The 25,777-nt window shown below is 52.1% G+C and carries 21 protein-coding genes, 1 tRNA gene and 2 pseudogenes; 15 read left to right on the top strand and 9 right to left on the bottom strand.

The genetic code is table 11. The annotated features are described in order from the left end of the window. Window positions 1–32: 32 nt before the first annotated feature. A complete protein-coding gene (gene mlaA, locus RTU33_RS03030; protein WP_312625192.1) occupies window positions 33–788 on the bottom strand; it encodes a phospholipid-binding lipoprotein MlaA in 756 nt (251 codons plus the stop codon). A 167-nt stretch (window positions 789–955) separates the two neighbouring features. Between mlaA and RTU33_RS03025 the strand changes: the two genes are divergently transcribed. The 7 genes and pseudogenes from RTU33_RS03025 to RTU33_RS02995 all read left to right on the top strand — a co-directional run bounded on the left by RTU33_RS03025 (window position 956) and on the right by RTU33_RS02995 (window position 7,418). Then, entirely contained in the window at window positions 956–1,882 is a 927-nt protein-coding gene (locus RTU33_RS03025) for a formate/nitrite transporter family protein (protein WP_312625191.1), read from the top strand. Window positions 1,883–1,962: 80 nt separating this feature from the next. Further along, window positions 1,963–2,037: transfer RNA gene (locus RTU33_RS03020), tRNA-Arg, on the top strand. A 31-nt stretch (window positions 2,038–2,068) separates the two neighbouring features. Next, window positions 2,069–2,464: pseudogene (locus tag RTU33_RS03015) on the top strand (tyrosine-type recombinase/integrase); the annotation flags it as partial. A 468-nt stretch (window positions 2,465–2,932) separates the two neighbouring features. Next, window positions 2,933–3,460, top strand: a complete 528-nt coding sequence (locus tag RTU33_RS03010) for a fimbrial protein (protein ID WP_312625190.1) — start codon at window positions 2,933–2,935, stop codon at window positions 3,458–3,460. Between the two features lie 50 nt (window positions 3,461–3,510). Beyond that, complete coding sequence (locus tag RTU33_RS03005; protein WP_312625189.1) at window positions 3,511–4,215, top strand: fimbria/pilus periplasmic chaperone; 705 nt, start codon at window positions 3,511–3,513, stop codon at window positions 4,213–4,215. Between the two features lie 85 nt (window positions 4,216–4,300). Continuing rightward, complete coding sequence (locus RTU33_RS03000; protein WP_312625188.1) at window positions 4,301–6,880, top strand: fimbria/pilus outer membrane usher protein; 2,580 nt, start codon at window positions 4,301–4,303, stop codon at window positions 6,878–6,880. Between the two features lie 16 nt (window positions 6,881–6,896). After that, a complete protein-coding gene (locus tag RTU33_RS02995) occupies window positions 6,897–7,418 on the top strand; it encodes a fimbrial protein (RefSeq protein ID WP_312625186.1) in 522 nt (173 codons plus the stop codon). A gap of 1,684 nt (window positions 7,419–9,102) precedes the next feature. Here the strand turns inward: RTU33_RS02995 and RTU33_RS02990 are convergent. Next, on the bottom strand, window positions 9,103–9,594 hold the full coding sequence (locus RTU33_RS02990; RefSeq protein WP_312625184.1) for a hypothetical protein: 492 nt from the start codon (window positions 9,592–9,594) through the stop codon (window positions 9,103–9,105). Further along, window positions 9,575–10,342 (bottom strand): winged helix-turn-helix domain-containing protein, encoded by a 768-nt coding sequence (locus RTU33_RS02985; protein ID WP_312625183.1) that lies wholly within the window; start codon window positions 10,340–10,342, stop codon window positions 9,575–9,577. The genes RTU33_RS02990 and RTU33_RS02985 overlap by 20 nt, the downstream gene beginning before the upstream one ends. A 148-nt stretch (window positions 10,343–10,490) precedes the next feature. On the opposite strand from RTU33_RS02985, the pseudogene RTU33_RS21835 reads away from it, so the two are divergent. Then, window positions 10,491–10,643: pseudogene (locus tag RTU33_RS21835) on the top strand (FaeA/PapI family transcriptional regulator); the annotation flags it as partial. Window position 10,644: 1 nt separating this feature from the next. On the opposite strand, the gene RTU33_RS02980 reads toward RTU33_RS21835, so the two are convergent. Continuing rightward, window positions 10,645–11,238, bottom strand: coding sequence for a LuxR C-terminal-related transcriptional regulator (locus RTU33_RS02980; RefSeq protein WP_312625182.1), 594 nt, complete (start codon window positions 11,236–11,238; stop codon window positions 10,645–10,647). Window positions 11,239–11,998: 760 nt separating this feature from the next. On the opposite strand from RTU33_RS02980, the gene RTU33_RS02975 reads away from it, so the two are divergent. The 3 genes from RTU33_RS02975 to RTU33_RS02965 all read left to right on the top strand — a co-directional run bounded on the left by RTU33_RS02975 (window position 11,999) and on the right by RTU33_RS02965 (window position 15,138). After that, window positions 11,999–13,012, top strand: a complete 1,014-nt coding sequence (locus tag RTU33_RS02975; RefSeq protein ID WP_409438220.1) for a sugar ABC transporter substrate-binding protein — start codon at window positions 11,999–12,001, stop codon at window positions 13,010–13,012. A gap of 80 nt (window positions 13,013–13,092) precedes the next feature. Continuing rightward, on the top strand, window positions 13,093–13,875 hold the full coding sequence (locus tag RTU33_RS02970) for an ATP-binding cassette domain-containing protein (protein ID WP_409438219.1): 783 nt from the start codon (window positions 13,093–13,095) through the stop codon (window positions 13,873–13,875). A gap of 3 nt (window positions 13,876–13,878) precedes the next feature. Then, window positions 13,879–15,138, top strand: coding sequence for an ABC transporter permease subunit (locus tag RTU33_RS02965; protein ID WP_312625179.1), 1,260 nt, complete (start codon window positions 13,879–13,881; stop codon window positions 15,136–15,138). Window positions 15,139–15,229: 91 nt separating this feature from the next. Here RTU33_RS02965 and RTU33_RS02960 read toward each other — a convergent pair whose 3' ends face one another. The 4 genes from RTU33_RS02960 to dalD form a co-directional block, all read right to left on the bottom strand. Further along, on the bottom strand, window positions 15,230–15,883 hold the full coding sequence (locus tag RTU33_RS02960; protein WP_312625177.1) for an HAD-IA family hydrolase: 654 nt from the start codon (window positions 15,881–15,883) through the stop codon (window positions 15,230–15,232). Between the two features lie 50 nt (window positions 15,884–15,933). Next, a complete protein-coding gene (locus RTU33_RS02955) occupies window positions 15,934–17,214 on the bottom strand; it encodes an RbtT/DalT/CsbX family MFS transporter (RefSeq protein ID WP_312625175.1) in 1,281 nt (426 codons plus the stop codon). A 64-nt stretch (window positions 17,215–17,278) separates the two neighbouring features. Beyond that, window positions 17,279–18,742, bottom strand: a complete 1,464-nt coding sequence (gene xylB, locus RTU33_RS02950; protein ID WP_312625174.1) for a xylulokinase — start codon at window positions 18,740–18,742, stop codon at window positions 17,279–17,281. A gap of 10 nt (window positions 18,743–18,752) precedes the next feature. Further along, window positions 18,753–20,117 (bottom strand): D-arabinitol 4-dehydrogenase, encoded by a 1,365-nt coding sequence (gene dalD, locus RTU33_RS02945; protein ID WP_312625173.1) that lies wholly within the window; start codon window positions 20,115–20,117, stop codon window positions 18,753–18,755. Between the two features lie 212 nt (window positions 20,118–20,329). Here dalD and RTU33_RS02940 point away from each other — a divergent pair, with 212 nt between their 5' ends. After that, window positions 20,330–21,271, top strand: coding sequence for a sugar-binding transcriptional regulator (locus RTU33_RS02940; RefSeq protein ID WP_312625171.1), 942 nt, complete (start codon window positions 20,330–20,332; stop codon window positions 21,269–21,271). Here RTU33_RS02940 and RTU33_RS02935 read toward each other — a convergent pair. Next, window positions 21,268–22,290, bottom strand: coding sequence for a substrate-binding domain-containing protein (locus RTU33_RS02935; RefSeq protein ID WP_312625169.1), 1,023 nt, complete (start codon window positions 22,288–22,290; stop codon window positions 21,268–21,270). The two genes, RTU33_RS02940 and RTU33_RS02935, sit on opposite strands and share 4 nt — an antisense overlap. 122 nt (window positions 22,291–22,412) lie before the next feature. Here RTU33_RS02935 and RTU33_RS02930 point away from each other — a divergent pair, with 122 nt between their 5' ends. The 3 genes from RTU33_RS02930 (at window position 22,413) to ypdK (ending at window position 25,633) form a co-directional block, all read left to right on the top strand. Further along, window positions 22,413–23,162, top strand: coding sequence for an SDR family oxidoreductase (locus tag RTU33_RS02930; RefSeq protein WP_312625167.1), 750 nt, complete (start codon window positions 22,413–22,415; stop codon window positions 23,160–23,162). A 22-nt stretch (window positions 23,163–23,184) separates the two neighbouring features. Continuing rightward, window positions 23,185–24,798 (top strand): FGGY-family carbohydrate kinase, encoded by a 1,614-nt coding sequence (locus RTU33_RS02925; RefSeq protein ID WP_312625165.1) that lies wholly within the window; start codon window positions 23,185–23,187, stop codon window positions 24,796–24,798. Between the two features lie 763 nt (window positions 24,799–25,561). Then, complete coding sequence (gene ypdK, locus RTU33_RS02920) at window positions 25,562–25,633, top strand: membrane protein YpdK (protein WP_101706262.1); 72 nt, start codon at window positions 25,562–25,564, stop codon at window positions 25,631–25,633. Window positions 25,634–25,777 lie beyond the last annotated feature (144 nt).

The following is a 25,777-nucleotide window of genomic DNA, read 5'->3' as shown; positions in this document are numbered from 1 at the left end:
TCCGCGCTCACCTTTTTTCTTTGTGACATCGATTACTGTGAGTCGATGTCCTTCAGATCGCCCTCGATCGCCTTCGCGTTCGGGTTCTCTTCCGTGCTGAGCTTCCCGCCGTTAGCGATGAAATCATGCTGCTGGAAGTAGGCTTCACGCACCATAATGTACGGGTCTGAAGACTGACGCAGAAGGCCATCGGAATCCAGCAGCTGCGCACGCGTTTCAATACCTTCCACCGCCCATTTACCGATAGACATCGGCCAGGTCAGCCATGAGAGCACCGGATAGAGCGTGTCGGCCTGATCGCCGCCTTCGTCACGCAGCGTAAAGCTGCCGTAGAACGGTAGCTGCAAATAAGGGCCATAACCCACGCCATAATGCCCCAGCGTACTGCCGAAGCGGTGAGGCTGCACCCGCTGCAGTTTCGGGTTTGCCATCCCGGCGACGTCAATAAAACCACCCATCCCCAACAGGGTATTCAGGAAGAAACGGGTGAAGTGCACCATCCCCTGATACGGATCGCCCTGCAGGAACATGTTCACCATGATCGCAGGCTCTTCAAGGTTGCCGGTAAAGTTGCCGATGCCGTTACGCGCTGGCTGTGGCACGTAGTCGCGCCATGCAACCGCCACGGGGCGCAGAACGTAAGGATCCAGCACGTTGAAGTTGAAGTCGTACATCGTACGGTTGAAGCCTTCAAACGGATCGGAACGACCTTGCGACTGGTCACCCGTGCTGGCACATCCCACCAGCAGCGTTGCGCTTAGCGCAAGCGCAGACAGGCGAAAATTCATAAATGTCTCCCTGTAAAGAAATCACTGCTTTTACTGATTTTATACATATTTTGAAACAGACGTATCGCTATTCATGGCATAAGCCGAAATTAAGAGTTTATCGCGAGGTCCCGGTCACTAAAACCCGCTACGCTTTATCGCAGGTAAACAGACGAAGGTTAAGCCGGATGGACAAGCACGAAGATGAAAAAATCAACCGCCATACGGAAGAGCTGGAAGTTGAGAGCGACGAGAAAAACCGCGGAGAAGAGATAGAAGTGGATGAGGACCGTCTTCCCTCAAGGGCGATGGCGATTCACGAACATATTCGCCAGGAAGGTGAAAAAGAGATGGAGCGCGACGCGATGGCACTGTTGTGGTCTGCCATTGCCGCCGGGCTTTCGATGGGTGCATCGCTGCTGGGCAAAGGTATTTTTCACGTTCAGCTTGAGGGCGTCCCAGGGGGATTTCTGCTTGAAAACTTAGGCTACACCTTCGGTTTTGTGATTGTGATAATGGCACGCCAGCAGCTCTTCACAGAGAACACCGTCACGGCGGTGCTCCCGGTCATGCAAAACCCGACGCCGGGTAATGTCGGCCTGCTGATGCGCTTATGGGGCGTGGTGCTGCTCGGTAATCTTATCGGCACCGGTATTGCTGCCTGGGCCTTCGAATACATGCCTATTTTTGACGAACCTACCCGCGATGCCTTCACCAAAATCGGCATGGACGTGATGAAAAACACGCCTGCGGAGATGTTCGCCAACGCCATCATCTCCGGCTGGCTGATTGCCACCATGGTCTGGATGTTTCCCTCCGCCGGTGCGGCTAAAATCGTGGTCATTATTCTGATGACCTGGCTTATTGCCCTCGGCGACACTACCCACATCGTCGTGGGCACGGTAGAAATCCTCTATCTGGTCTTTAGCGGCAGCCTGCACTGGCACGACTTCTTCTGGCCCTTCGCCCTGCCGACGCTTGCCGGCAACATCTGCGGCGGCACCTTTATTTTCGCCTTGCTCAGCCATGCCCAAATCCGTAACGACATGAGCAACAAGCAAAAAGCAGAGGCTAAAGCCAAAGCGAAGCAGCAAGAGAACGCAGAGAAAAAATAAAGGTGGCGGCGACACTTTGAGCAGTCAGTCGGCTATGTGCTTAACCTGGCTGCCAAAAAACGCTATACTCTTGCCGCTTCGTCCCCTTAGTTAAATGGATATAACGAGCCCCTCCTAAGGGCTAGTTGCAGGTTCGATTCCTGCAGGGGACACCATATACGCCTCTCCTGAAGTCTACCTGGCAACGTGCGACAACGTTGTAGTGAGGTTTTTCGCTACGCGATTGTGACAGGTCGTGCCGAATACAACCCAGCTGCTGATCTTGGTAGCGCTTTACAAGGCCATGAGAAACAGCACTATCCCTTTCTTACCACCGCAGAGTTGCCTGAGTTTTTGCACAAACTATCAAGTTACTCTGGAAGCCTTATTACCCTTCTCGCAACCCGATTGCTCAAGCTGACAGGATTGAGAACAGTAGAATTACGTCTGGCTTAATGGGGTGAAATAGACTTCGATAATCACCTCTGGGAAATCCCGAAAACCAGAATGAAGATGAAACGTCCTCATATTGTTCCATTATCAGCTCAATCCTTGGGTGCCTTTCGTCAATTGGGAGAGTTAACAGGAAACTATCAGTTTATGGGAGGGGTAAAACAACGTTGTATACGTTCATATAAAATGGTTGGCACATAATACGATATGAGAAATAATGAATGTATTTTTTTTGTGTGCCGTTTGTTAAATTTAATGTCGTGGTTGTCGCGATTATATTTCTGTGAAGCACTGTCCATTAGTTAAATACGGTTAGCGAAAGATAAAATTATGAGCTGCCATTTTCTCGCTAGAATATTATGTCGCAATTCGGCATTTTGCTATTGCCCTTGTAGTGACTGGGTGTCTGAGGAATGCGTTTTAGATAAATTTACTCTTTTTGTTTCCCTTATCAACTTTTTTGTTGTTGAGCATTCTTTTGCTGTGTAAATTTAACCCTGCTTGAAACATGGGCTAAGCTCTACGCCTCGCCCTTTAATATTCAACTCAAGTGAATAATTGGTCCATTTTGACAATCAACACATTCAATTCAAAATCACATGAAAGGAATTCATTCTAATGAAATTAAAATTAATTACTCTGGCTATCCCGGCAATCTTCGCAGCATCTTCTGCTTTCGCCGCTGAAGGTGAATCCAGCACTGTTAATTTCACTGGTAGCGTTGTTGAAACTTCCTGTAGCTTGAGTGCTGGCTCTAAAGGCCAGACGGTACCGATGGGTGATGTTGCTGCCAACGTATTTACTGGAGCAGGTACTACCTCCCAGGAGAGACCGTTCTCTATTACTCTCGAAGGTTGTGATATAGCCGCCAACCCGGGCTCTGTTTCAATCGTCTTCAGCGGTAATGCTGTGAGCGGCAAGGACGATACGCTGGCAACTTCTGCTGTGGCAACTACCAAAGTCGGTCTTCAAATCCTTCAGGCTGGCGCACCATTGGTAATTGATGGTTCTACTGCTTCTGCTGGTCAGACAATGGTCGACGGCAGCAATGAGCTGGCATTTTCCGCTCGCTATATCGCACTCGACAATTCTGTCGCCGCTGGTGACGCTAATGCATCAGCTAACTTTACTGTGAACTACCAGTAAGTCATATCGCGTCGATTAATTTTGGTCGGCGCTTTATTGAGGAGGATACAATGCCAATCTTTTTACATAATAAATTGTGGAGTGTTTCTATATTGCTCCTCGCCAGCCTGATGCCCGCGCTGACTCAGGCCAGCGGCGGTGTTGTATTGGGGGGGACCCGGATTATTTATCCCGCAGGCCAGAAAGAAACCAGTATCACTGCACATAATACTTCAGAAGACTCCCGTTTTATGGTTCAGTCCTGGGTTGAGGACAGTAACGGCAATAAAGCTAAAGATTTTATTGTTACACCGCCCCTGTATGTCAGTAACCCACGAAGCGAAAACACACTGCGTCTGATGTATGCCGGTCCAAAGTTGCCTTCAGACCGTGAAACGCTGTATTACCTCGTTTCAAATGCCATTCCAGCTGTCGACAAGAATACAGTAGAAGGTAAAAATCTGCTGGTATTGTCAGCAGCTACCCGCATCAAATTGTTTGTCCGCCCAGCCGGAATTCACCCTTCGCCTGATGAGGCCCCAAAGAAACTGACATTTAGTCGCGCAGGACGTAAAGCCATCGTTAAAAACTCTACGCCGTATTACATTACATTGACCGCAATTAAAGCCGATGGTCAGCCGATAAAAGAACCCGTTATGGTTCCACCATCCGGATCGGAAGACATCAATTTACCTTCTGCCCGGGTTGCATCTCTGAGTTATCAGACCATCAATGACTATGGCGGCCTGACGAAAGAAATCATCTGGAAATTCTGAGTCCGTTTTATTCCTTATAAAATTTCGACTTTATTTTTATTTCCTCTGTCATCTCTAATATAGCAAGTATATGGGTTAACCAAAAATGTATTCATTCAAAAAGGCTAGCCTTGCTTTGTTTATTTCCGGCTTGTCTGCTTTTTCTACTCATGCAGAAATGTATTTCCCGATGGAACTTATTTCCATGGGTGGAGAGGGTGCGGTTGATTTATCGCAGTTTCGTGCAGATGGCTCCCAGTTGCCTGGGGCGTACATGGTTGAAATTTATCTTAACCAGAACTTCATTTCCCGCCAGTCTGTCCGCTTTGATGCTATCCCTGCTGGCGAAAAGTCCCGGGACGGCACTGGCCTGCTCCCCTGTCTGAATAAGGACATGCTGAATAATGCGGGAGTGAAAGTCGAACTGTTTCCGGCACTGATGGCGATGAAGAACGATCAGTGTGTCAATCTGGCGGAGCATGTGCCGGGTGCCTTTACGTTGTTCGATTTCCCTAAAATGCGTCTGGATCTCAGTGTTCCACAATTGGTTACTCGCAACCGGGCACGTGGTGAAACAGATCCGGCACTCTGGGATGATGGTATTAACGCAGCCCTCATGAATTACAGCTTCAGTGGCAGCAACCGTTTCGGCAGCAATAACGATGGCACCAGTTACTTTCTGCGTCTGTCCAGCGGCCTGAATCTGGGAAGCTGGCGTCTTCGCGATGACCGGAGCTGGAATTATTATGAAAGCAACTATGGAAAACATCAGCAATGGCAGCGAATGAGAACCTACGCAGAGCGCTCTATTATTCCGCTGAAGAGCAGCCTTGTTGTCGGAGAAAGCACGACCGGAAGCGATATTTTTGATTCACTCGCATTTCGCGGCGTTCAGCTCGCCAGCGACGATAATATGCTCCCGGATACCCTGCGTGGATTCGCTCCTGTGGTACGTGGAATAGCGGAAAGTAATGCGGAAGTTAGTGTCAGCCAGAACGGATATATTATTTACCGGACTACTGTTTCACCGGGTGCGTTTGAAATAACCGATCTGAGTCCGATGTACTCCAGCGGAGATCTCGAAGTCAGAGTTAAGGAAGCCAGTGGCAGGATTAATACGTTTACTGTCCCTTACACGACGCTTCCCGCCCTGCAGCGTGAAGGGCGTATGAAATACAGTCTGACCGCCGGTCGATACCGTGGCAGCAGCGATAGTTATCAGGATCCGTCCTTTGCCCAGGGAACCCTGATGTGGGGACTACCTCATAATGTGACGCTTTACGGTGGAACGCAGTTCTCATCTGAATACCTTGCCGTTCAGTCCGGAGCAGGCATTAATATGGGCAGCCTGGGGGCCGTATCCGCCGATGTCACGCACGCGAACAGCACGCTAGCTGATGGCACCGAACACAAGGGACAGTCCCTGCGTTTTCTTTACGCGCATGCCTTTAACCCGACGGGTACTACGTTCCGTCTGACGGGCTACCGCTATTCCACCCGGGGATTCCATACGCTGGATGAAACCGCCCTGAAAACCATGACAGGTCGGCGAAATGACCATTCCGGGCTTGATGATAATGGGCAACCCGTTGTTGATTCATGGTCTGATTACTACAGTCTCTACAATAACCGACGGGCCCGATTTGAGGCCAATGTTTCCCAGTCCCTGGGGGATTATGGCTCTGTCTGGATCACCGGTGTTCGCGAGAGTTACTGGAATACATCATCCGGAAACGACTCATTCCGTGCCGGTTACAGTAACTCGATCGGCCCCGTTAACTATTCGGTGAACTACAGCTATTCACGGTACAGAAACGAGAATGCACCGTCATACAAGGACCATAACATCAATCTTTCTCTGTCTGTTCCCCTTAACAGGTTGTTCTCATGGTCTTCAGATAAACCTGTCTATGCCACCGTTAATGGCAGTCGTGACGGTCGCGGCAATGTCAGCCAGCAGTCCGGACTGAGTGGCCAGCTGCTGGAAAACAGAAACCTGGACTGGAACGTCTCTCAGGGTTACAGCCGTAGCCAGGGAACTCAGGGAACTAGCGGTAACGCCGGGCTGAGATACCGGGGAGGATACGGTAACACCGACCTCGGTTACAGCTACAGCAGTGACTGGCAACAGATGAGTTACGGTATCTCCGGGGGGGCTCTACTCCATCGTGATGGCCTGACCATCGGCCAGCCGCTCGGTGAAACCAGTGTACTGGTTGCCACGCCCGGCGTTTCAGGCGTGGGGATCACAAATGAACCTGGGGTATCGACAGACTGGCAGGGCTACACCATCAAACCTTATGCCTCGGCTTACCGTGAAAATCGCATACAGGTAAATACCCGTGCGCTCGATGACCTGACGGATGTCGAAGACTCGATACTCCGCGTGATCCCTACCAAAGGGGCCATCGTTCGCGCCGAATTTAAAGCTCGTCGTGGTTATCGGGTGTTAATGACGCTGACTCATAACGGACGTCCTTTGCCGTTTGGGGCAATAGTGGCATCAAAAGATAACAGCAGCATTGTGGCTGACGGTGGCCAGGTTTATTTGTCTGGCATGGAAGAGAAAGGCGTGGTGACCGCCAGCTGGGGAGAGGATGCACGGCAAAACTGCCAGGCAGGCTATCATCTGACTCCGTCAGACGTTGCGGACTCAATCATACGCATTAACGGTGTTTGCCGGTAACAGAAGAGAGTAAATTATGATGAAAGCGCTCACTAAACTGGCGATGTCTGTAATCCTGGCTACTGGATTGATATATCCTCCCGCAGCGATGGCTGTTCCGCAATCGGTGTCGATACCCATTTCGGTAACGGTCCTGGCGGAAACCTGTGAGATTGATGTAAGCAGTCAGGTCTTCACCCTGGCGGATGTTGGTGTACTTCATCTTCAAGATTGGGTTTTTCGGAATGCTATAGATGTTCCAGTGTCGATAAATTGTTTAGATACAGGTCGTTCGTCCATCAAGATAAAAGTTACTGGAGCCACTGAATCACGAAATATTCTATTCTATAAAAATACGGGAACGGCAAAAGGAGTTGGTCTTAGTTTTATGAATTCTTATTATTCATCTATTATGACTGGCGAGACAATTTCAGTCCCCCTTACTAATGAAAGGGGGAATTACAATTTTAAGGCGGCGTATCATCGTATAGCGCCTGATGAGCCGATTAGTGGTGGGAGTTTTGCATCGTCGGTGACATTAACTGTCATGTACGATTAATTCTTATATGATTTCTTCTCCCTCAGCACGAGTACGAGCATATGAACTTCGCTGGGAAACATGGGCAAAGAGTATGCTGAAGAATGCATCTCTGCCTGATATCTAATCAATCCAAAATTATTACCGTGTGAAGATAGCAGCCATAATTGATTTATTATTCAGGTGCCTGCACAAGAATAATGACAGTGAAGAAAGATGCGTTATTTTTCAGACTCATTCACGGAGCAGTAGGTATCTACTCTTTGCTTCACATATACGGGGTTCTCAAATCTTAGAATTGAGTGGATTTTAATAAATATACAAGAGGGAAATATGAACGTTACTTTTGCTATTCTTCACTGGATATCTATCAGTAGCAGGAGCGTAGCTTCTGTCACTGTCGTCGACTTTCCTAATAAAACTCTATTCCGTGTAACAAAGGAAATGGGCTTGCAGGGATTTGATATAAACCCCAGAGCTCCCCCAGAGCACGCAGTGCAGTATGGAACCATCGGAAATAGATGAATGCGGCTTTATGAGCGGCTCGATGAAAAGGTGTATCGAACGATACTGCCTCCGTCAGAGTGCAGTCGTGTATAACCGGTGAAAAATATGGCAAAGGGGATGGCATAACAATCATGCACCTTTGCCCATTGTCATTCTTTTAAACAAAGGTGTTGCTGTGTTGCGAATCTTCTGCTGTACAATCATGATGATCATGTCTTTCTCATCCTATTGCGTAGAAACATACGTGCTAACCTGCAGTCTCTATTTGCCTCCAAAAATATGGTCTTACAGTGCAGTGCACCCTGGGTACCTCGAACCAACCGAACTTCGCCTGTCCACCAGCACTCCGTGCTACGACGTATTCCACGTTTCAGACAAGGGCTCCGTACAACTGAGCCAGACCTTCACCCCCGTGGACGGCACCAAGAGTTCACGTCGCATCGAGCTCCGCCTCAGCCCTGGCGCATTGGGTCCACTAGGCGCAACATGCCCAACACGCTTCTCCATCCTCGCGCGTGAACGCACCGGCTTACTTTTCAACCTCGAGACAAACGTGGACTTCGAATTAATTGAAGGTCAGCGGGCTACCATCATAGTCTACAACGGGGAATTCGTCCCTACAACGCGTGTAGTCATGACTAGTCTGATCACATATGACTTCAACTGGAGCATCCCAAACGTGTCGTTAAAAAACGCAACCATCACTGGATATCCTATAGGCGGACGGCGGCCTTCATTAGTAATCGAAAACAATGGTGCAAGCGACTACCTATACGATCGTACCAACGTCACTATAGACCAAGGCCCTCTGCTAGCCGGCACATACACAGGGTCTGCAACCGCCGTTATGCTGTGCCCTTGAGCATAAGGTATCACTATAACAACCTGCGGGTGGCAGAGGTGGTGGCCCTCCATTCATCAACTTGTGCCATCAGTCCTTGGAACGAGTTGGCCCATCCCCACCCCGGGCCGCCCTAAATTCAGACACAATGTCCGCGCCGGACCTTCGTTGACGCGTGTCAGATCCGCGTCTTACCCCCAAAATGGTGCAGTCACCCGGATGCCTCCAACCAGGGGCTGTCTACTTGCCCGGCGTAACGGAATGTCACACTCGTTGCTAGTCGTGCCTCCTAACCCGCAGTGATGACTGGTGCCGCACGACACGGTGAACATCTCTCCGAACCGACAAACTTAGGGTTCAGTCGGAACGGGTGCAATAGTACAGCGGGGTTGTTCCGAGCACTAACAACACCGGCACGCCATTTCCGTCAACTGCCAGTGACAGCGGTAAATCAGTATTCGTTTTCGCGAAAAATGGTGGCAGATGCGGGAGGCCTGGATTTTTCTCACCTTCGTCGCCGGAATAGCTGCGGATTTCTGTTGCCGTTAAAAGATAACGACCACGATCTGCCCGGTACGTGAATGAAATCGAACGATCGATCGTAAAGCTCTTTCCGTTGTCCTGGCCTTCACCATTGATGGCTACCGATCCGTAACCTTTCACCATAAAGCCAAAATCAAAAACGGCAGTGAACCAGAGTTCACCATGCTTCACTGTCAGTTGGCTTTGGCAGGAGTGGAGTGACGTTCGCGAAGGTAGACGGTTTATCACAATCGAGTAAATCAGGGTGGTAATAACAACAGCCGTGAGTACCAGAAGGATATCGATTTCAATTGTGCGTTTTTTCATCGAAAGGATCCATGATAATAAATACCTGACACTGGCGCGCTTGGGTTGTATACCCTGAACAGGCGAGAAGGCTTTTTCGTTCTCCACCTAAGGCGACAGTAATAAATATAGTCATATTTTCACTGCAGGTGATTCCAGCACGCTGAAGTAAAAAATTAATTTTATTATCCGTAAGATTGCCTGGAGAACTGTAAATCTGGCATTGCTGCTGTTTGAGAGTATAATTTCTGAAAATATTATCTCTTTTTTCGCTGGAGTTTTTCCATATTAAAAAAATGATACAGCAAAATATAATAATAGCCGTCGCTGACAGATATCCGCCAACACTCAAAAAGGAATGCCAGCGATGTTGATTATGTAAAGGGGGAACAGATACAGTCGCGGGAATAATACTCAGTTCGCTGCTGATCCCGATTCCCTTCCGCGTTACGGTAAAAATCACATCCGGCAGACCGGCCTGTGCCAGAGACTGTCTTAAATGATGCATTGACTGATAAAACGTATTTGGGGTGATATATTGCGAGCGCTCTTCGCCCCAGGCATAAGTAATGAGATCATTTTGGGGTATCAGTACCCCCCGGTGCTTAATTAAAAGCGCCAGGCATCGACAGGCTGGCCGTTGTAATTTTACTTCCTGTTGCAGATTCATGTCCCGAAGAATCGGCTCTTCCGTGGAAAAATACCATCTTCCGTCCAGAATATACTGCTCAGCATCCTGCAAAGATGCTGCATCATCGTCTTTATCCATCACAAGCTCTTCATGTAACTGGTTGATCTTTTTTACATAAGTTCTCTTAGGTTATTATTTAACCTTAGCTAAATCTTTAGTTGTTTCCACTTTTATCTGTTTGCGTAAAATCGCGCTCAGTTTTCCACATTAGACAGGTGATTTTATTATGAATACCCACTCTCTCAGTCTTAAGGATCAGGCCGTACTGCAATATCTTATTACCCGTGCAGCAGAAACGAACGGTGACGGGGTACGCTCCCGGGAAATAGCAGATTCGTGCGGGCTTGATATTTATAGCGCACGCTATACGCTCCTGAAACTCACTCGCATGGGATATGTTGTGCGTAACCACGCCGCTGGCGCAAAACGACATTATTGGCTGCCTGTGAAGGACTCGGTGCCCCCCGTTGTGCATCAGAGGAGCACATACTGCCAGTCAGTAAATTGAGCTTCCTTTCCCAGAGGGTAAGGCGCATGGCGAGCTGCGAAAGGTTGCGTACACCCAGTTTATTTTCTACCTGTGCTTTTTTCCCGTACACGGTTTTAAGTTTGATCTGAAAATGTTCTGCAACGTTGTGTACAGAGTAGCCAGCGAGCAGCCTGTTTGTCAGATTTATTTCCTTAACAGTAAGGGACAAGGGTTTTCTGGATATGAAAGGGGTCGAGGTATGTTGAGTAATATAGCGGTATAACTGTTCTGCTGTCATGACGCCATTACAAAGACTGATATAGGAATGTAGCGGATCCATAAAACTCTCTGCTTTATAATTTTGGATCTGATAGCTGGTAATGAAGGCAAGCAGGTTACCCTCCAGATCAAGTACGTTCATATTGCTTATATTGTCGTCAGTATTATTCTCCAGTAATGTCTGAAGGCCGATTTTTAAAAAATAATTTTCAGTATAAATTTTCATGATTTACATTGCTGCGGATAAGATAGGCCAGAAGGAAAGAGTTTCCTGTTTATTTCAATCATATTCTGACGGTCAAGGCATCATATAGATACCCGTAATCAGTTATTAAGACACTCTATCGTATTTCATGACATATGACGACTGAATATAAACCGCGTCACGATTTTCAGGTATTTTTATCGTAATTGACGGTATTACTCTATTTTATCGGGGTGAGGAGACATTTTTTTCTTTATTTTGTGAGGTGAGAAATCATATTCCCAGTTGATAACTGCCGGGGCTTCAGCATGCCATCTCCTGACAACTCAGCAAATATTCTCCGGCAGAACCGTTCGCCGTGATACTCGCTGTCACAGCCAGAACAATGCCAGTCGGCCCTGCGTACTATAATTACATCGCGACAGAAGCCGCCGCCACTCCCGGAAGTGTGCCAGCAACGTCGTCATTTAATATCCATGACTCCTGAATGATTTCATACCTCCGTGCGTTAACGGAGGCTGCTCTCCTCCCTGCCTATCTGCACTCAGTCACAAAATCTGCATCGCTTTTCTGCCCTTTCTTGACAACCTGAATCAGGAGCGTCAATTCTTGCTTCACCGATTGAGCAAATGTAGCTGCAATGATAATGAAAAGCTGAATTCTGGATTCCAGATGTTAAACAAAACCACTGCCTCAGTGAATTAATCGCGAGGTGGTCATCTTATTCGAGTCACTGAGGATCAGAACTATGCGTTACCCTACGGTATTCAAAGCATCGCTTATGGCGGCAATAGGTTTCAGTAACATGGCGCAGGCGCAGGAAGCGGCTACCATTGCTTTTCTGATGCCAGATCAGGCATCCACCCGTTATGAGCAACATGATTTTCCCGGCTTTAAAGCGGAGCTGACCCGGCTCTGTCAGCAGTGCAAGGTTATCTACCAAAACGCCAACGCCAGCGCCTCTTTGCAACAGCAGCAGTTCAACTCCGCCATTGCCCAGGGTGCGAAGGTGATTGTACTGGATCCGGTTGACTCCTCCGCCGCGGCAGGCCTCGTGGAAATTGCCCACTCACAAGACGTGAAAGTGGTGGCTTACGACCGCCCAATCCCCGACAAGCCAGCCGATTTTTATCTCTCCTTTGATAACGAAGGCATCGGCTACGCAATATCCACCTCACTGGTTGAACAACTGAAGGCGACAAATGTGCCCGCTGGCGCTGGCGTACTACAGATTAACGGCTCACCGACCGATGCCGCAGCGGGCCTGATTCGCGACGGTATCCACCGCGGGCTAAAGGAGTCCGGTTACAAAACGTTAGCTGAATTCGACACCCCGGAATGGGCACCGCCAAAAGCGCAAGAGTGGGCTGCCGGTCAGATAACCCGCTTCGGCGATAAAATTAAGGGCGTCGTCGCAGCGAACGACGGAACCGGTGGTGGGGCGATCGCCGCCTTTAAATCCGGCGGCGTACAGCCAATTCCTCCGGTAACGGGCAACGATGCAACTATCGCTGCATTACAGTTGATTATCGCCGGGGATCAGTACAACACCATCTCTAAACCGTCGGAAATCGTTGCCGCAGCTGCCGCCAAGGTTGCAGTGCAGCTGATCAATGGTCAAAAGCCTAAGGCCACCTCCACTCTCTACAACACACCGTCACAGCTCTTTGTTCCGGCGGTGATTACCGCCAAAAATATCAAAGCGGAAATTTTTGATAAGAAAATCCAGACACCGCAACAGGTCTGTACCGGAGAGTACCAGCAGGCCTGCCAGAAATTAGGGATCCTCAACTAAGTCGCAGCCGGTGCGTTTGCAGACGCACCGACGATAAGAAGGTTTTTACTATGTTAATCAACAATAGCCTCGCTCCGCGCATGGATAGCCCGCTTCTTCAGCTAAGGAAAATCTCTAAAAATTTTGGCGCCGTTTCCGCCCTGACGGATATTGATCTCGACGTTTATGCGGGTGAGGTTGTGGCACTGGTCGGCGATAACGGCGCGGGTAAATCGACGCTGGTTAAAGTGCTGGCGGGCGTGCATCAGCCCACTTCCGGCACTATTGAATTTGAGGGTAAGGAAATCACCCTCGATAGCCCAGGAAAGGCGCTGGAGCATGGAATTTCCACTGTTTTTCAGGATTTGGCGCTGTGCGAAAATCTGGACGTGGTAGCGAACCTGTTTCTGGGTCACGAGCTGTCGGCCTGGCAGCTCGACGAAGTGACCATGGAGGTGCAGGCATGGACGCTGCTCAAAGAGCTGGCTGCCCGCATTCCTTCCGTGCGCGAACCGGTGGCCTCCCTTTCTGGCGGACAGCGACAGACTGTCGCCATCGCCCGCTCGCTGCTGCTCCATCCCAAAATTATCATGCTTGATGAACCCACGGCCGCTCTCGGCGTGGCACAGACTGCAGAAGTGCTGAACCTGATTGAACGGGTACGCGAGCGCGGGCTGGGCGTGATTATCATCAGCCACAATATGGAAGACGTGCGGGCCGTTGCCGACAGAATCGTTGTTCTGCGTCTGGGCCGCAATAAAGGCATTTTCACACCCGAAGCCACCAACCAGGATCTGGTTGCCGCCATTACCGGTGCGACGGAGAACGCCGTGTCGCGCCGGGTGGAAAGAAAAACGCATGAACATACGACGGGAGTGAGCTGAGCCATGACCACAACCACCAATAAACCGCTGACGCCTGAAACCAGGCTAGACCGTAGCGACGAGCGTGTCAGCCACCAGGACAGCATCTCCGGCCTACTGCGCGCGTATATCACCCGCATAAAAACAGGCGACCTTGGGATGATACCCGTGGTCCTCGGGCTGATAATTATCTCTATCGTCTTTACCGTGCTTAACCCGATTTATCTGGCACCGAATAACCTCGTCAATATGCTTTTCGACTGTGCCACGGTGGGCTTTATCTCACTGGGTATCGTCTGTGTGCTGCTGCTGGGTGAGATTGACCTTTCCGTCGGGTCGATGAGCGGCCTGGCCTCGGCCATTATCGGCGTGCTGTGGGTGAACCAGGGCTGGCCCGTTATTGGCGCGATAGCCGTCGCGCTGGCAGTAGGCGCCGCCGTGGGCCTGCTCTACGCCCAGCTATACAGCCGCTTAGGGATGCCTAGCTTTGTGGCTACCCTGGCCGGCCTGCTGGCGCTGCTCGGTATGCAGCTCTATATTCTCGGCCCGTCGGGAAGTATTAACCTGCCCTACGTTTCCCCGCTGGTCCGCTTCGGCCAGGTGTTGGTGATGCCAGGCTGGCTGGCACATCTGTTTGCGTTGCTACCGGGGGTGTTGATGCTGGTCCAGGGGTTACGCACCCGCACGCGACGGACTCAGGCCAACCTCTCCTGCGAACCTCTCAGTTCACTTTGGGCGCGCAGCATTTTTATGACTGCCGTGTTCGGGTTTATGGTGTTTTATCTCAATATGGGTCGCGGTGTGCCGTGGGTCTTTGGGCTGTTTATCCTCGTCGTCGTCGTGCTGAACTATGCCCTGAAACGCACAAAATGGGGCCGCTCAATGTTTGCGGTAGGAGGCAATCGCGAAGCTGCACGCCGCTCCGGCATTAATGTACGCCGTATTTATATCAGTGCGTTTATGATTTGTTCCATGTTGGCCACAACAGGCGGGATCCTTGCCGCTTCACGTCTGGCTTCTGCCAGCCAGCAGGCAGGGACCGGGGATGTGAATCTCAACGCTATCGCAGCGGCAGTGATCGGCGGCACCAGCTTGTTTGGCGGACGCGGCAGCGCATACTCTGCTCTGCTCGGCATCATCGTGATTCAGTGTATTTCCAACGGGCTGACGCTGCTCAATCTGCCGTCGTCGTTACGCTATATGATCACCGGCGGCGTGCTGGCCATTGCAGTCATTGTGGATTCTATGGCGAGACGCTCGCGGGTGAGTCACGGCCGCGCCTGAATTCAGCAAAGAGGGGAAGCGCAGAAACCGGGGTCAAAAAGACCGTTTACTTCCCCGGGATAGTTTCTGCGCCGCCCTGATTGTGAAAACGTCAGGCAAACGCTGGCTGCAAAGCATCAATAAGTTCATCAAGCGTTGGATAGCGCCCGAGCGCTTCCGCAAATTTTGCGTCCTGGTAATCAGCGGCCACCACGAAGGTTTCGATATTCGCCCGCCGGGCGGCGGTAAAACCACTCAGACTGTCCTCAATGACTCTGCACTCCCCGGCCTCCAGCCCAAGCTTAAGCATCACCTTATGATAAACAGCGGGATGAGGCTTGCCGAAAGGCTCCTCATCCGCGCTGCACACCACGTCAAACCAGCGCCACAGCTTCAGTCGGTCAAACACCACTTCAATGACCTGTTTACAGGAGGACGTCGCCAGCGCCAGACGGTATCCTGCGGCACGGAAACTGCGTAATGCCTGATCCAGCCCGCTCATTGCCACTCCCTCCCTGCGAATGGCGTCGCAAACCCGTGCGACAATCTGCACTTCGACCTGCCGTGAGGAAATGTTCAGCGAGTATCTTTCACACCATAGCCTTGCGATATCATCAATCCGCTTTCCTTTGGTAGCACTTTCGCACTCCTCAGCCGTTATGGCGATTCCCTGTTTTGCCAGCACCTCGATTTGGGCGCGCTGCCAGAAATCTTCCGAATCGATAATGACGCCGTCCATATCAAAAATAACCGCTTTTATGCTCATCGCTGTTCCTGCTTGTTAGCGGCTGGCAGGATTCGCCAGCCGTGCCCATCTTAAGATGCCCGCACCATCACTTTGTCAGTTTTAACCGCACAACTTTCAAAGCCGGGCTGTTCGACATGGATAAAGTGGCAAAGGAAGAAGGCGATGATATAGAGCGCGGTGTAGGCAATCACTACGCCGATGGTGCTGAAGTACGGCAGCAGCACTACCGCAATCGCCGGAGCCAGGAAGTTCGACAGGCCCGCAGAGAGGTTGTAGACAGAAATCGCGGCCCCTTTGTGATGCGGTTCGAGCGCCGGGAAAACGGCTGCCATCGGCACGAAAGCCGCGACGAAAATCCCCAGTGAAATAGCCGGAAGTAGCGCCATGGCAAAGTTATGCCCGAAATACTGCGGCACGTAGTAGAACGCCAGGCTTGAAAGGGCCATACCGATACAGCCGAACCAGCGGACGACGCGCATCCACCCCATTTTTTCAGCCACTATGCCCCAGAAGATATTCGAGAAAATGGTCGTAAAGAAGAATACCGCCCACACCTGGAGCCACTCAGAGGTGCTGAAGCCAAGCTCATCGACGAACATCAGCGGCATGATTACCGCAAAGCCGAACAGCGACAGGGTGTTGATAATGCGCACCATGCTCGAATACATAATGCTACGGTTGGTATAGAGCAGCGTAATCGCCCGGCTCAGCTCGTTGAGTTTCTCTTTGGTGGTGAGATTATGCATGTGCGTTGGGGTATGCACGTTACGCAGGGAGATCATCGCAATCACTCCGCCCGTCAGGCAGAAAGCCAGCGCCATCCAAAGCGTACCCAGTTCACCCACCAGTGGAATGGTAAAGCTCGGAATGTAGCTGCCCGCCACGCCAATACCAATCGAATAGACCGCCCAGTACCAGCCCAACGCGGAGCTGGCGTTTTCGCTCTTCACGTTATGGATAATTACCACGATGAAGGAATAGAGGAACAGCGGATAGGCAAAACCGCGAATGCCGTAGAACAGCAGGATCAGCGCGTAGTTAGCGTGCCCCAGACCGAAGATCAGGAACAACACGTGGAACACACACCACAGCACAAAACCGATAAACATGGTTTTCTGCGGCGTAATAATTTCGGCAATCACTCCGGAAACCCAGGCGGACAGCGCGGCAGCGAGGCCATAGAGCGTAAAGGCAAACGACGCCTGTGCGGGCGAAAAGCCTAACTCTTTGATGTAGTGGGAGAGGAACGCCAACTCAAAACCGTCACCGGTCATGAAAACGGCGATAGCGATATAGCCCCACAGCAGGTGAAGCGGTAATCCAAACCATTGTTTATTCGCAACGGACATAGTGACCTCGTTTCTTTTGTACAGGGTAAGCCCGGCCGCAGCCGGGTCACTTTTATTATTAAAATCAGAAGGTTCTATAATTCAGATCGTTCAGGTAGAGCGAAGTAAAGTGCGCGTAACGTTTCATCAGTGCGGCATGCTGCTGAGCCCGCGGTGACCAGCTCTGGTATATTTCAGGTTTCCTGCAAATCGATGCCAAATCTTTACCCGCCGCCAGGCAGGCCAGACGGGCCGCCCCGAGCGCGCCCCCGGTTTCGCCGCCCTTGTGGGTGACAATTGGAATATTGAGCACGTCAGCCAGAAGCTGCGCCCACAATGCACTCCGGGCACCACCGCCAACCAACGAACACTGTCCAATGTGCGTACCGCTTTCCTGCAACACCCGCAGCCCATCTGCAAGACCGAAGCTCACGCCTTCCAGCACCGCATACCCCATGTTCGCGCGGCTGCTGGCATGCGTTAGCCCGTGGAAAATGCCTTTCGCATTCGGATCGTTATGAGGCGTACGTTCCCCGGAGAGATACGGCAGGAACATCGGTGCCCCCGCCTTTTCCTGCTCGCTCAGCTGCGCGACTTCCTCAAGCAGCGCCGTTTCGGTCACACCAACCAGCCGACAGAACCATTGCAGGCAGCTGGCGGCACTCAGCATGACGCTCATCTGATGCCAGCGATTGGGCAGCACATGGCAAAACGCATGCACTGCGGAGGCCGGTGCCGGGCGACAGGCGTCGTTAACCACAAACAGCACGCCGGAGGTACCCAGAGAAATAAACGCATCCCCTGGATTAACCGCCCCCACGCCTATGGCGCTGACCGCGTTGTCCCCACCACCACCGGCCACCACCACCGACGGGTTAAGTCCCCAGCGCGCAGCGATTTCAGGAGCAAGCGTGGCTGAGACATCACAGCCTTCAACCAGCGCTGGCATGTTGTGCCTGGACAGACCGCACTTAGCAAGCAGGCTGTCTGACCAATCGCGGCGCGCTACGTCCAGCCAGAGCGTCCCCGCCGCGTCGGACATGTCAGAGATTTTTTTCCCCGTCATCCGTAGCCGCAGGTAATCCTTCGGCAGCAAAACCGTGTCGATACGTTTGAAGTTTTCTGGCTCATGCCTGCGTACCCACAGCAGCTTCGGTGCAGTGAAACCCGGCATAGCGAGGTTCCCGGCCACCGTGTGCAGCTCCGGGGCCATTTCCTCCAGCTCTACACACTCCTGCGAGCTGCGGGTGTCGTTCCACAGAATGGCCGGGCGGATCACATTGTCTGCCCCATCCAGCAGCACCGCACCGTGCATTTGCCCGGAGAGGCCAACGGCTTTAATTGCCGCCCAGTGCTGTTCACATTTCTCTTTCAGCGTGCTCATCAGGTAGTCGGTAGCCTCCCACCAGGCCTGCGGGCTTTGTTCTGACCAGTGCGGATGTCGCCGCTGAATGGTCAGCGGCGCGCTGTGGCTGGCCACGATGTCACCGTTTTCGTCAATGACCAGCGCTTTTACTTCTGAGGTGCCGAGATCGATGCCTAAGTACATGATGTATTCCTCAACGGATCAGCGAGTAAACAGCCTGAATTTTTTCTCTCAGCAGCGCGGTGAAATCTTCCCGCAGCGCTAATTCCCCGAACAGCGCTTTGTCACCGGCGTAAAACGCCACGGGATCTTCAGCGTTGAACATCGCGTGCACCGCATTGGCGTCCAGGATACCGTCCTGGTATTCATACGGCAGCTGGCCCTTGTGCCACTGCTCCATGAAGACAAAGAAAAGTGCTGGCAGCATGGCGGTCGCGTGCGGTACGGTGCCGCGCTGATAGCATTCGATCATCGTCGGAGTCATCATGGCTGGGATTTTTGAGAAGCCATCCGCCGCCACGCGCTGATTGGTATCTTCGATATAGGGATTGGTGAAACGCTTCAGAACCACATCGCGGTAGGTCGGCAGGTCGATGCCGTTATCGCCCAGGCTTGGGATCACATCTTCGGTGACGTAGCGGTCGGCCATGGCGTAGATGGCGTCCGTTAAAGTGCTTTCATGGATAAACGTCCTCCCCATCAGCGTGCCCGCCCAGGCGATGCAGCTATGGGAAGCGTTCAGGATACGGATTTTCGCCTCTTCGTAAGGGATAACCGACTCAACCATCTCCACGCCAACGGCCTCAAGATTCGGGCGAACGTCGCGGAAATTGTCCTCAACGACCCACTGAATAAAGGTTTCACCCATCACCGGAGCGTTATCGTCAACGCCGGTCTGCGCTTTGATGCGCGCGGGCAGATCCGTCGCCGGACGAGGAGTAATGCGGTCCACCATCGTGTTCGGGCAGGTCGCATTGGCTGCCAGCCACGCGATGACGGGCTGCTTGCCGGAGAGTTCGAGAAACTCAACCAGCCCGTCGTGGAAACGCTCACCGTTGTGGCGCACGTTATCGCAGTTAAGCAAGGTCAAAGGTCCCGCGCCGTTGGCCATGCGCTGTTCAAGGATACGGGTAATAACGCCATAAATTGTTTTGTTGCCGCCCTTCAGGTCACAGGCCAGATCGACATTTTCCACCTCCAGCCTGTGGGAGGTGTTCAGATAGTAACCCCCTTCCGTCACGGTGAACGCGATGACTTTGGTTTCCGGCTTCGCCCCTTCTGAAATCAGCGGCTGCAGGTCAGCCTGCCATGGCAGCAGTTTCTGAATGGAGGTGATCTCTTCATAGGTCCGTTCCCCTTCCGGGCTGACCGTTTCCAGCATGTAGCGGCCCTTCTGCGCCGTCAGGGCGGCGACGACATGTTCCGCATCATTGCGAATATTCCCGGCGGCGATGTGCCAGCGAGTATCGCCCTGCGCAATCAAACGGTGCAGGTACCAGGCCTGGTGCGCACGGTGAAAAGATCCCAGACCAATATGTAACCAGGTATTCGTAGTCATGACGTAGCTCTCCATTCAGATTTGTGAACTAAATGTAATTGAACATTTCTTCAAATTAAGAGCGTTAAATCACAAAAGAGCAAATGATCTTAAATATTTCAAATGACCAATAAAAAATAAATTAGTGTTGCCTGCCTGGTCTGCACACGACAGAATGCGGGTATCACAACAGGAATAAACTTTCCGCTCCCCCCTCTAAGGTGCTGAAAAAATTGATAACTGAAGACGATATCCGGTTGGATCAGAAAGTGCGCGCCGCGTGGATGTACTACATTGCCGGACAGAACCAGAGCGAGATAGCCACCCAGCTCGGGACCTCGCGGCCAGTTGTACAGCGCCTGCTGGCGGCGGCAAAAGAAGAAGGCATCGTTTCCATCGGTCTTAACCACCCGGTGGCCAGTTGCCTGAACTACGCGCAAATGCTGAAAGAGAAATACGATCTTATCGAGTGCAGCGTCGTTCCTGCTTTTACCCATGACATGACGCTCGACAGCGTCTCCTTCGGCTGCTATCAGCTGATGAAGAAATATCTTCATAGCGATGAGGATAAGGTGGTCGGTGTAGGCTCAGGCTTAACGCTGAAAAAGACCATCCGGCGGATTGATTTCGACAGCGTCAATACCCGCTGTGTGGCATTAATCAGCGCCATGAACGCGGACGGGAAATGTAACTACTACGATGATGTGCCGCTGTTGCTGGCGAGTAAAATCCAGGCCAATTATTATCAGTGGCCTGCCCCGCGCTATGCGCAGACGTCGCTGGAACATCAGATGTGGTGTTCGAACCGCCTCTTTAGCAACGTCTCCGACGTCGCGCTGGATTCGGACGTTATTTTCGTCGGCATCGGCGCGCTGACGCAGGACAGCCCAATCTTTAAAGACGGTTTCATCACCCTCGAACAGCTGGAAACGCTGACCCGGCAGGGGGCCATCGGGGAGATTCTGGGCCGCTTTATTGATGCCAGCGGCGACGTGGTAGAGAGCGATATCAACGATCTGATCACCAGCTATGATATCCGCCGCAGCCCGTGTCCGCGCATTGCTGCCGCCTGCGGCGAGGACAAGCGCAGGGTGATTTTCTCGGCGCTTAAGGGCAAGTGGATTAACGGCCTGGTGACCGATGAACACACCGCCCGATGGCTGCTGACCCGCTAAAGCGGGCTGCCGATGGTGAGCGTGGGCGGGATTTCGATGCACTGAATTTTGGCATCACCAGAATCGATAATTGAAAACGCCGCTTCCAGCATCGCCGGGACGTCCTGACGCACCATATCGATATCGTGGCCTAACAGCGGCACAAACGGATCCCAGTCAAAGCAGCCCATCGGCGGCTGCTGCGTACCAGTTTGCCCACGGGCAGACAACCACTGCACCACTCCTTCCAGTGAAATGGTCGAATTGACAAACAGGCCATACACACCATCTTCCGGCGGCGTAAAATCTGCCAGGCTCGCCTGAACATGCTTTGGCGAGTAGCCATCAACAAAGGTGTTTTTCGCTGACACGACAAGGCCCGCCGCCTGATGCGCATCCCGGAAGCCGCGCAGACGCTCCCGGGTGTTGTGGTCGTTGCGCCTGCCCCCAATAAACGTCAGCGCGACCTTCTTGCCAAAGCGCTTCTCGGCGTTGAGCAAAATACGTTCGGTCAACGCCTTTGCTCCGGCATAGTTATCGGAGATAACCGAAGGCGCGAGCGTGCCCGGCAGGTCGAGATTCAGCGTGTGAACGCCCGCCTGCGAACACAGCTCAGAGATTTCATCAGGCCGCGTCGCCCCGGTCGCAATCACCCATTCAACCTGCCAGGAGAGCATGGTGCGCACCGCTTCCAGCTCCAGCTGCGGGTCGCGGCGGGTACAGGTGATAATCGGGAACAGGCCGCGCTCACGCGCCATCTCTTCAAATTTTTCGACGATGGAGCCAAAGTAGCGGTTATCGTATTTCGGCACAATCATGCCAATCACGCGGGATTTATCTTTGCGCAGCAGGCTGGCCTGGCGATTAACCGCGTAGCCCTGCTCCTGAGCCACCTGGGTGACCTTCTCTGCCAGCTTCGCGCTAATGCGGCGCTTCTTCCAGTTACCGTTAAGAATAGCGCTCACCGCACTCGCCGAAACCCCGGTCAGTTCTGCCAGGTCGTAAATCGTTATTTTCTTCGTTTTCCTGGTGCGTATCACAAATTTCTATCTCCATTTTTTATCGGGCTTGCCGCACATTTCATCTGGTGCTAAATCTGCTCTATCGATTGAGCAATTTACATTGCATCCCAATAATCTGCCTGGCTGACAAGGATTATAAAATGAAAAACACATTACCCTCCAAGAATTGCGCACTGAACGGCAAAGTAGCAGCCATTACCGGTGCCGCCTCCGGCATTGGGCTGGAATGCGCCAGAACGCTGCTGGCAGCAGGCGCAAAGGTTGTGCTGATCGACCGCGACGGTGAAAAGCTTGAGAGGCTGATTGCGGAAATGGGTGAAAACGCCTTTGCCCTGGTGGTGGATCTGATGCAGCCGCAGCAGGTCGATAATATCCTCGAGGGGATCCTGGAAAAGGCCGGGCGTCTGGATATCTTCCATGCTAACGCAGGCGCCTATATTGGCGGCCCAGTGGCGGAAGGCGATCCTGATGTCTGGGACCGCGTGCTTCACCTTAACATCAATGCCGCTTTTCGCAGTGTGCGAGCGGTACTGCCTCACCTGATCGCCCAGAAGTCCGGGGATATCATATTCACCAGCTCTATCGCGGGCGTGGTGCCGGTCATCTGGGAACCTATCTATACCGCATCCAAGTTTGCTGTACAGGCATTCGTTCATTCAACCCGTCGCCAGGTTGCACAGTATGGCGTACGTGTGGGGGCAGTACTGCCAGGCCCGGTGGTCACCGCCCTGCTCGACGATTGGCCAAAAGAGAAAATGGAAGAAGCACTGGCTAACGGTAGCCTGATGCAGCCGATTGAAGTCGCGGAGTCGGTTCTGTTTATGGTGACACGTAGCAAGAATGTCACCGTGCGTGATTTAGTCATCCTGCCAAACAGCGTCGATCTGTGATCCAGGGATAATGGATAACAATATGAAAAGTGAAACACAAAGTACCCTGATAGGTGTGGATGTTGGTTCAGGCAGCGTCCGCGCCGGTATATTCGACCATGAAGGTCATCTACTGGCGCACGCGTCGCGTCCAATCACACTGCATCGCAGTACAGGGAGCAAAGTCGAGCAATCCAGCGGCGAAATCTGGCAAGCGGTGTGTGAAAGTATTCGTGAAGCGGTGAGTGCGGCAGACGTCCCGGCAACCAGCGTAAAAGGAATTGGTTTTGATGCCACCTGTTCTCTGGTGGTGCTGGGGCAAAACGGCGAGCCGCTACCGGTCAGTGACGCTAACCATCCCGATCGCAATATCATCGTCTGGATGGATCACCGCGCCACCGGGCAGGCCGAGCGCATTAACGCCACAGCGCACCCGGTACTGAAATATATTGGCGGCAAAATATCTCCGGAAATGGAAACGCCAAAGCTCCTTTGGCTGAAGGAAAATCGCCGGGAAGTCTATGACAATGCCTGGCAGTTTTTTGACCTGGCAGACTTCCTCACCTGGCGCGCCACGGGCGATCTCGCCCGTTCAACCTGTACCGTAACTTGCAAATGGACCTATCTGGCGCACGAAAAGCGTTGGGATGCCGACTATTTTCGAACCATCGGCCTTAACGAACTGGCGGATGAAGATTTCGTGCGCATTGGTCAGCAAATCGTTGAGCCAGGAACCCCTTGCGGCGAAGGACTTAGCCCCAGCGTGGCAGATGAGCTGGGATTGCCTGTCGGTACACCTGTCGCCGTGGGGATGATTGACGCCCATGCTGGCGGTATCGGCACAGTAGGAGTGGATAAAGGTGCGCTGCACAATCTTGCCTGGGTGTTTGGCACTTCCGCCTGCACAATGACCTCTACGGAAAACCCCGTTTATATTCCCGGTGTGTGGGGGCCTTACTATTCAGCTATGGTGCCAGGCATGTGGCTGAGTGAAGGAGGTCAGAGCGCAGCGGGTGCGGCGATTGATCAACTGATCTCTTTCCATCCTGCTGCCGCTGAAACACGCAAACAGGCAGAGGCCCTTAATGTACCGTTACCCGTTTATCTCGCGGATCTCGCGCTGGCGAAAGTCACCGAGCCTTCCCGCACAATAGCTCTGGCCCGCGGAATACACGTGGTGCCGGAGTTTTTAGGCAACCGCGCCCCCTTTGCCGATCCCCATTCCCGGGCGGTCATTGCAGGTCTGGGAATGGAAAATGATTTGGACAATTTGATCGCACTCTACATCGCAGGGCTGTGCGGGATTGGTTACGGTCTACGGCAGATCGTCGATGCTCAACGTCATGAAGGGGTTAAAACCGAGAAGATTGTTATCAGCGGTGGCGCAGGCCAGCATCCACTGGTACGTCAACTGCTGGCGGACGCCTGCGATCTGCCGGTCATCGCTACCCAGTGTAGCGAACCCGTATTGTTAGGCTCAGCTATCCTCGGGGCCGTTGCGGGAAATGTTGCTGCGACCGTCAGTGAAGCAATGTCGCAGATGACAACAATGGATAGGCAATTTGAGCCGCAGGAGATGTACCGCCAGACGCATCAGGGACGATATGAAAGCTATAAGCTTTTACAGCAGACGGCGAAGGCGATTCGGGAGAATTAAACGCGTTAATTCCCTTTCCAGGTGGAATTATACCGATCAGTTAATGATCGATTGATCGATACTGCGGTTGTGTGCCAGTCAGGGTATAAGAGCAATACCGGGAGGCCCTCGCCTCCCGGTATTGCATGGCTGAAACGACGTTATCGCGGATATGCAGAGGTTGTTGGCGGTGCTGCAACAAATCAGCGCTTTCTCCACCGAACATGCCGCCCAATTCCCTGAGCGCCTTCTGTAGACCTTCGCCCAGCGCCGTGAAGCTCCCCTGCCAGTGGCAACCCGCATCCAGCGCCAGCGATTACACAGAATTTTGCGGGCATATTGTGGGCATAGTTAAAGATGACCACAGATTTATGCCCGGATGCTCACGGTTAAACAAATCGACGCGGCCAAACGGACAGCAGAAAAGAGGTTTCTGCATGGCTCCACGCCAAAAACCCTATATTTTCAATGCGGTATTACTGTTCATTTCGGCAAGCTGTCCAGGCGTCGCTGTAAGGGGATTTATTGCACAATGAAATTAATGTGTCGTCGTTTCACGACAGTCGTAAGTAACTAAAAATTAATGGGAAAATCATGCTTGTCACCCTCCATTTTTAAGCGTACATTAGCGCCGTCTGGAGCATTTAACGCTCAGCATTCTGAGGTGGTGCCGAAGGATAAAGCGGGACAAATTCCCCTTTTATTCGAGGCGGTGTCAGCTCTCGTAACGCAGTCAGGATAGTTTTCATTAGGGCGTATCAAGCTATACGCGGAGTGATGTGACGTGAAATACTTTATTATGGGCATCTCTTTTATGGTCATCGTCTGGGCCGGCACCTTCGCCCTGATGATTTAGCCCTGAGCATGCATAAAAAAACAGGAGCCCTATGGCTCCTGTTTGCATTTCTGGGTGTAGCTGCCGGGTGGCGCGGACGCTGACCCGGCCTACGAAAAGAAATGGATTTTGTAGGCCCGCGCAAACGAAGTGCCGCCGGGCAAT

Source organism: Scandinavium sp., from assembly GCF_032012665.1.
Lineage (GTDB): Bacteria > Pseudomonadota > Gammaproteobacteria > Enterobacterales > Enterobacteriaceae > Scandinavium.
The sequence above is the reverse complement of the archived record's forward strand: the minus strand, read 5'-3'. Positions and strand labels throughout refer to the sequence as shown.

Bases quoted from the DNA above. Each gene is read 5' to 3' on its own strand.
- mlaA (WP_312625192.1), bottom strand. From the start codon at position 788: ATGAATTTTCGCCTGTCTGCGCTTGCGCTAAGCGCAACGCTGCTGGTG.
- RTU33_RS03025 (WP_312625191.1), top strand. From the start codon at position 956: ATGGACAAGCACGAAGATGAAAAAATCAACCGCCATACGGAAGAGCTG.
- RTU33_RS03010 (WP_312625190.1), top strand. From the start codon at position 2,933: ATGAAATTAAAATTAATTACTCTGGCTATCCCGGCAATCTTCGCAGCA.
- RTU33_RS03005 (WP_312625189.1), top strand. From the start codon at position 3,511: ATGCCAATCTTTTTACATAATAAATTGTGGAGTGTTTCTATATTGCTC.
- RTU33_RS03000 (WP_312625188.1), top strand. From the start codon at position 4,301: ATGTATTCATTCAAAAAGGCTAGCCTTGCTTTGTTTATTTCCGGCTTG.
- RTU33_RS02995 (WP_312625186.1), top strand. From the start codon at position 6,897: ATGATGAAAGCGCTCACTAAACTGGCGATGTCTGTAATCCTGGCTACT.
- RTU33_RS02990 (WP_312625184.1), bottom strand. From the start codon at position 9,594: ATGAAAAAACGCACAATTGAAATCGATATCCTTCTGGTACTCACGGCT.
- RTU33_RS02985 (WP_312625183.1), bottom strand. From the start codon at position 10,342: ATGGATAAAGACGATGATGCAGCATCTTTGCAGGATGCTGAGCAGTAT.
- RTU33_RS02980 (WP_312625182.1), bottom strand. From the start codon at position 11,238: ATGAAAATTTATACTGAAAATTATTTTTTAAAAATCGGCCTTCAGACA.
- RTU33_RS02975 (WP_409438220.1), top strand. From the start codon at position 11,999: ATGGCGGCAATAGGTTTCAGTAACATGGCGCAGGCGCAGGAAGCGGCT.
- RTU33_RS02970 (WP_409438219.1), top strand. From the start codon at position 13,093: ATGGATAGCCCGCTTCTTCAGCTAAGGAAAATCTCTAAAAATTTTGGC.
- RTU33_RS02965 (WP_312625179.1), top strand. From the start codon at position 13,879: ATGACCACAACCACCAATAAACCGCTGACGCCTGAAACCAGGCTAGAC.
- RTU33_RS02960 (WP_312625177.1), bottom strand. From the start codon at position 15,883: ATGAGCATAAAAGCGGTTATTTTTGATATGGACGGCGTCATTATCGAT.
- RTU33_RS02955 (WP_312625175.1), bottom strand. From the start codon at position 17,214: ATGTCCGTTGCGAATAAACAATGGTTTGGATTACCGCTTCACCTGCTG.
- xylB (WP_312625174.1), bottom strand. From the start codon at position 18,742: ATGTACTTAGGCATCGATCTCGGCACCTCAGAAGTAAAAGCGCTGGTC.
- dalD (WP_312625173.1), bottom strand. From the start codon at position 20,117: ATGACTACGAATACCTGGTTACATATTGGTCTGGGATCTTTTCACCGT.
- RTU33_RS02930 (WP_312625167.1), top strand. From the start codon at position 22,413: ATGAAAAACACATTACCCTCCAAGAATTGCGCACTGAACGGCAAAGTA.
- RTU33_RS02925 (WP_312625165.1), top strand. From the start codon at position 23,185: ATGAAAAGTGAAACACAAAGTACCCTGATAGGTGTGGATGTTGGTTCA.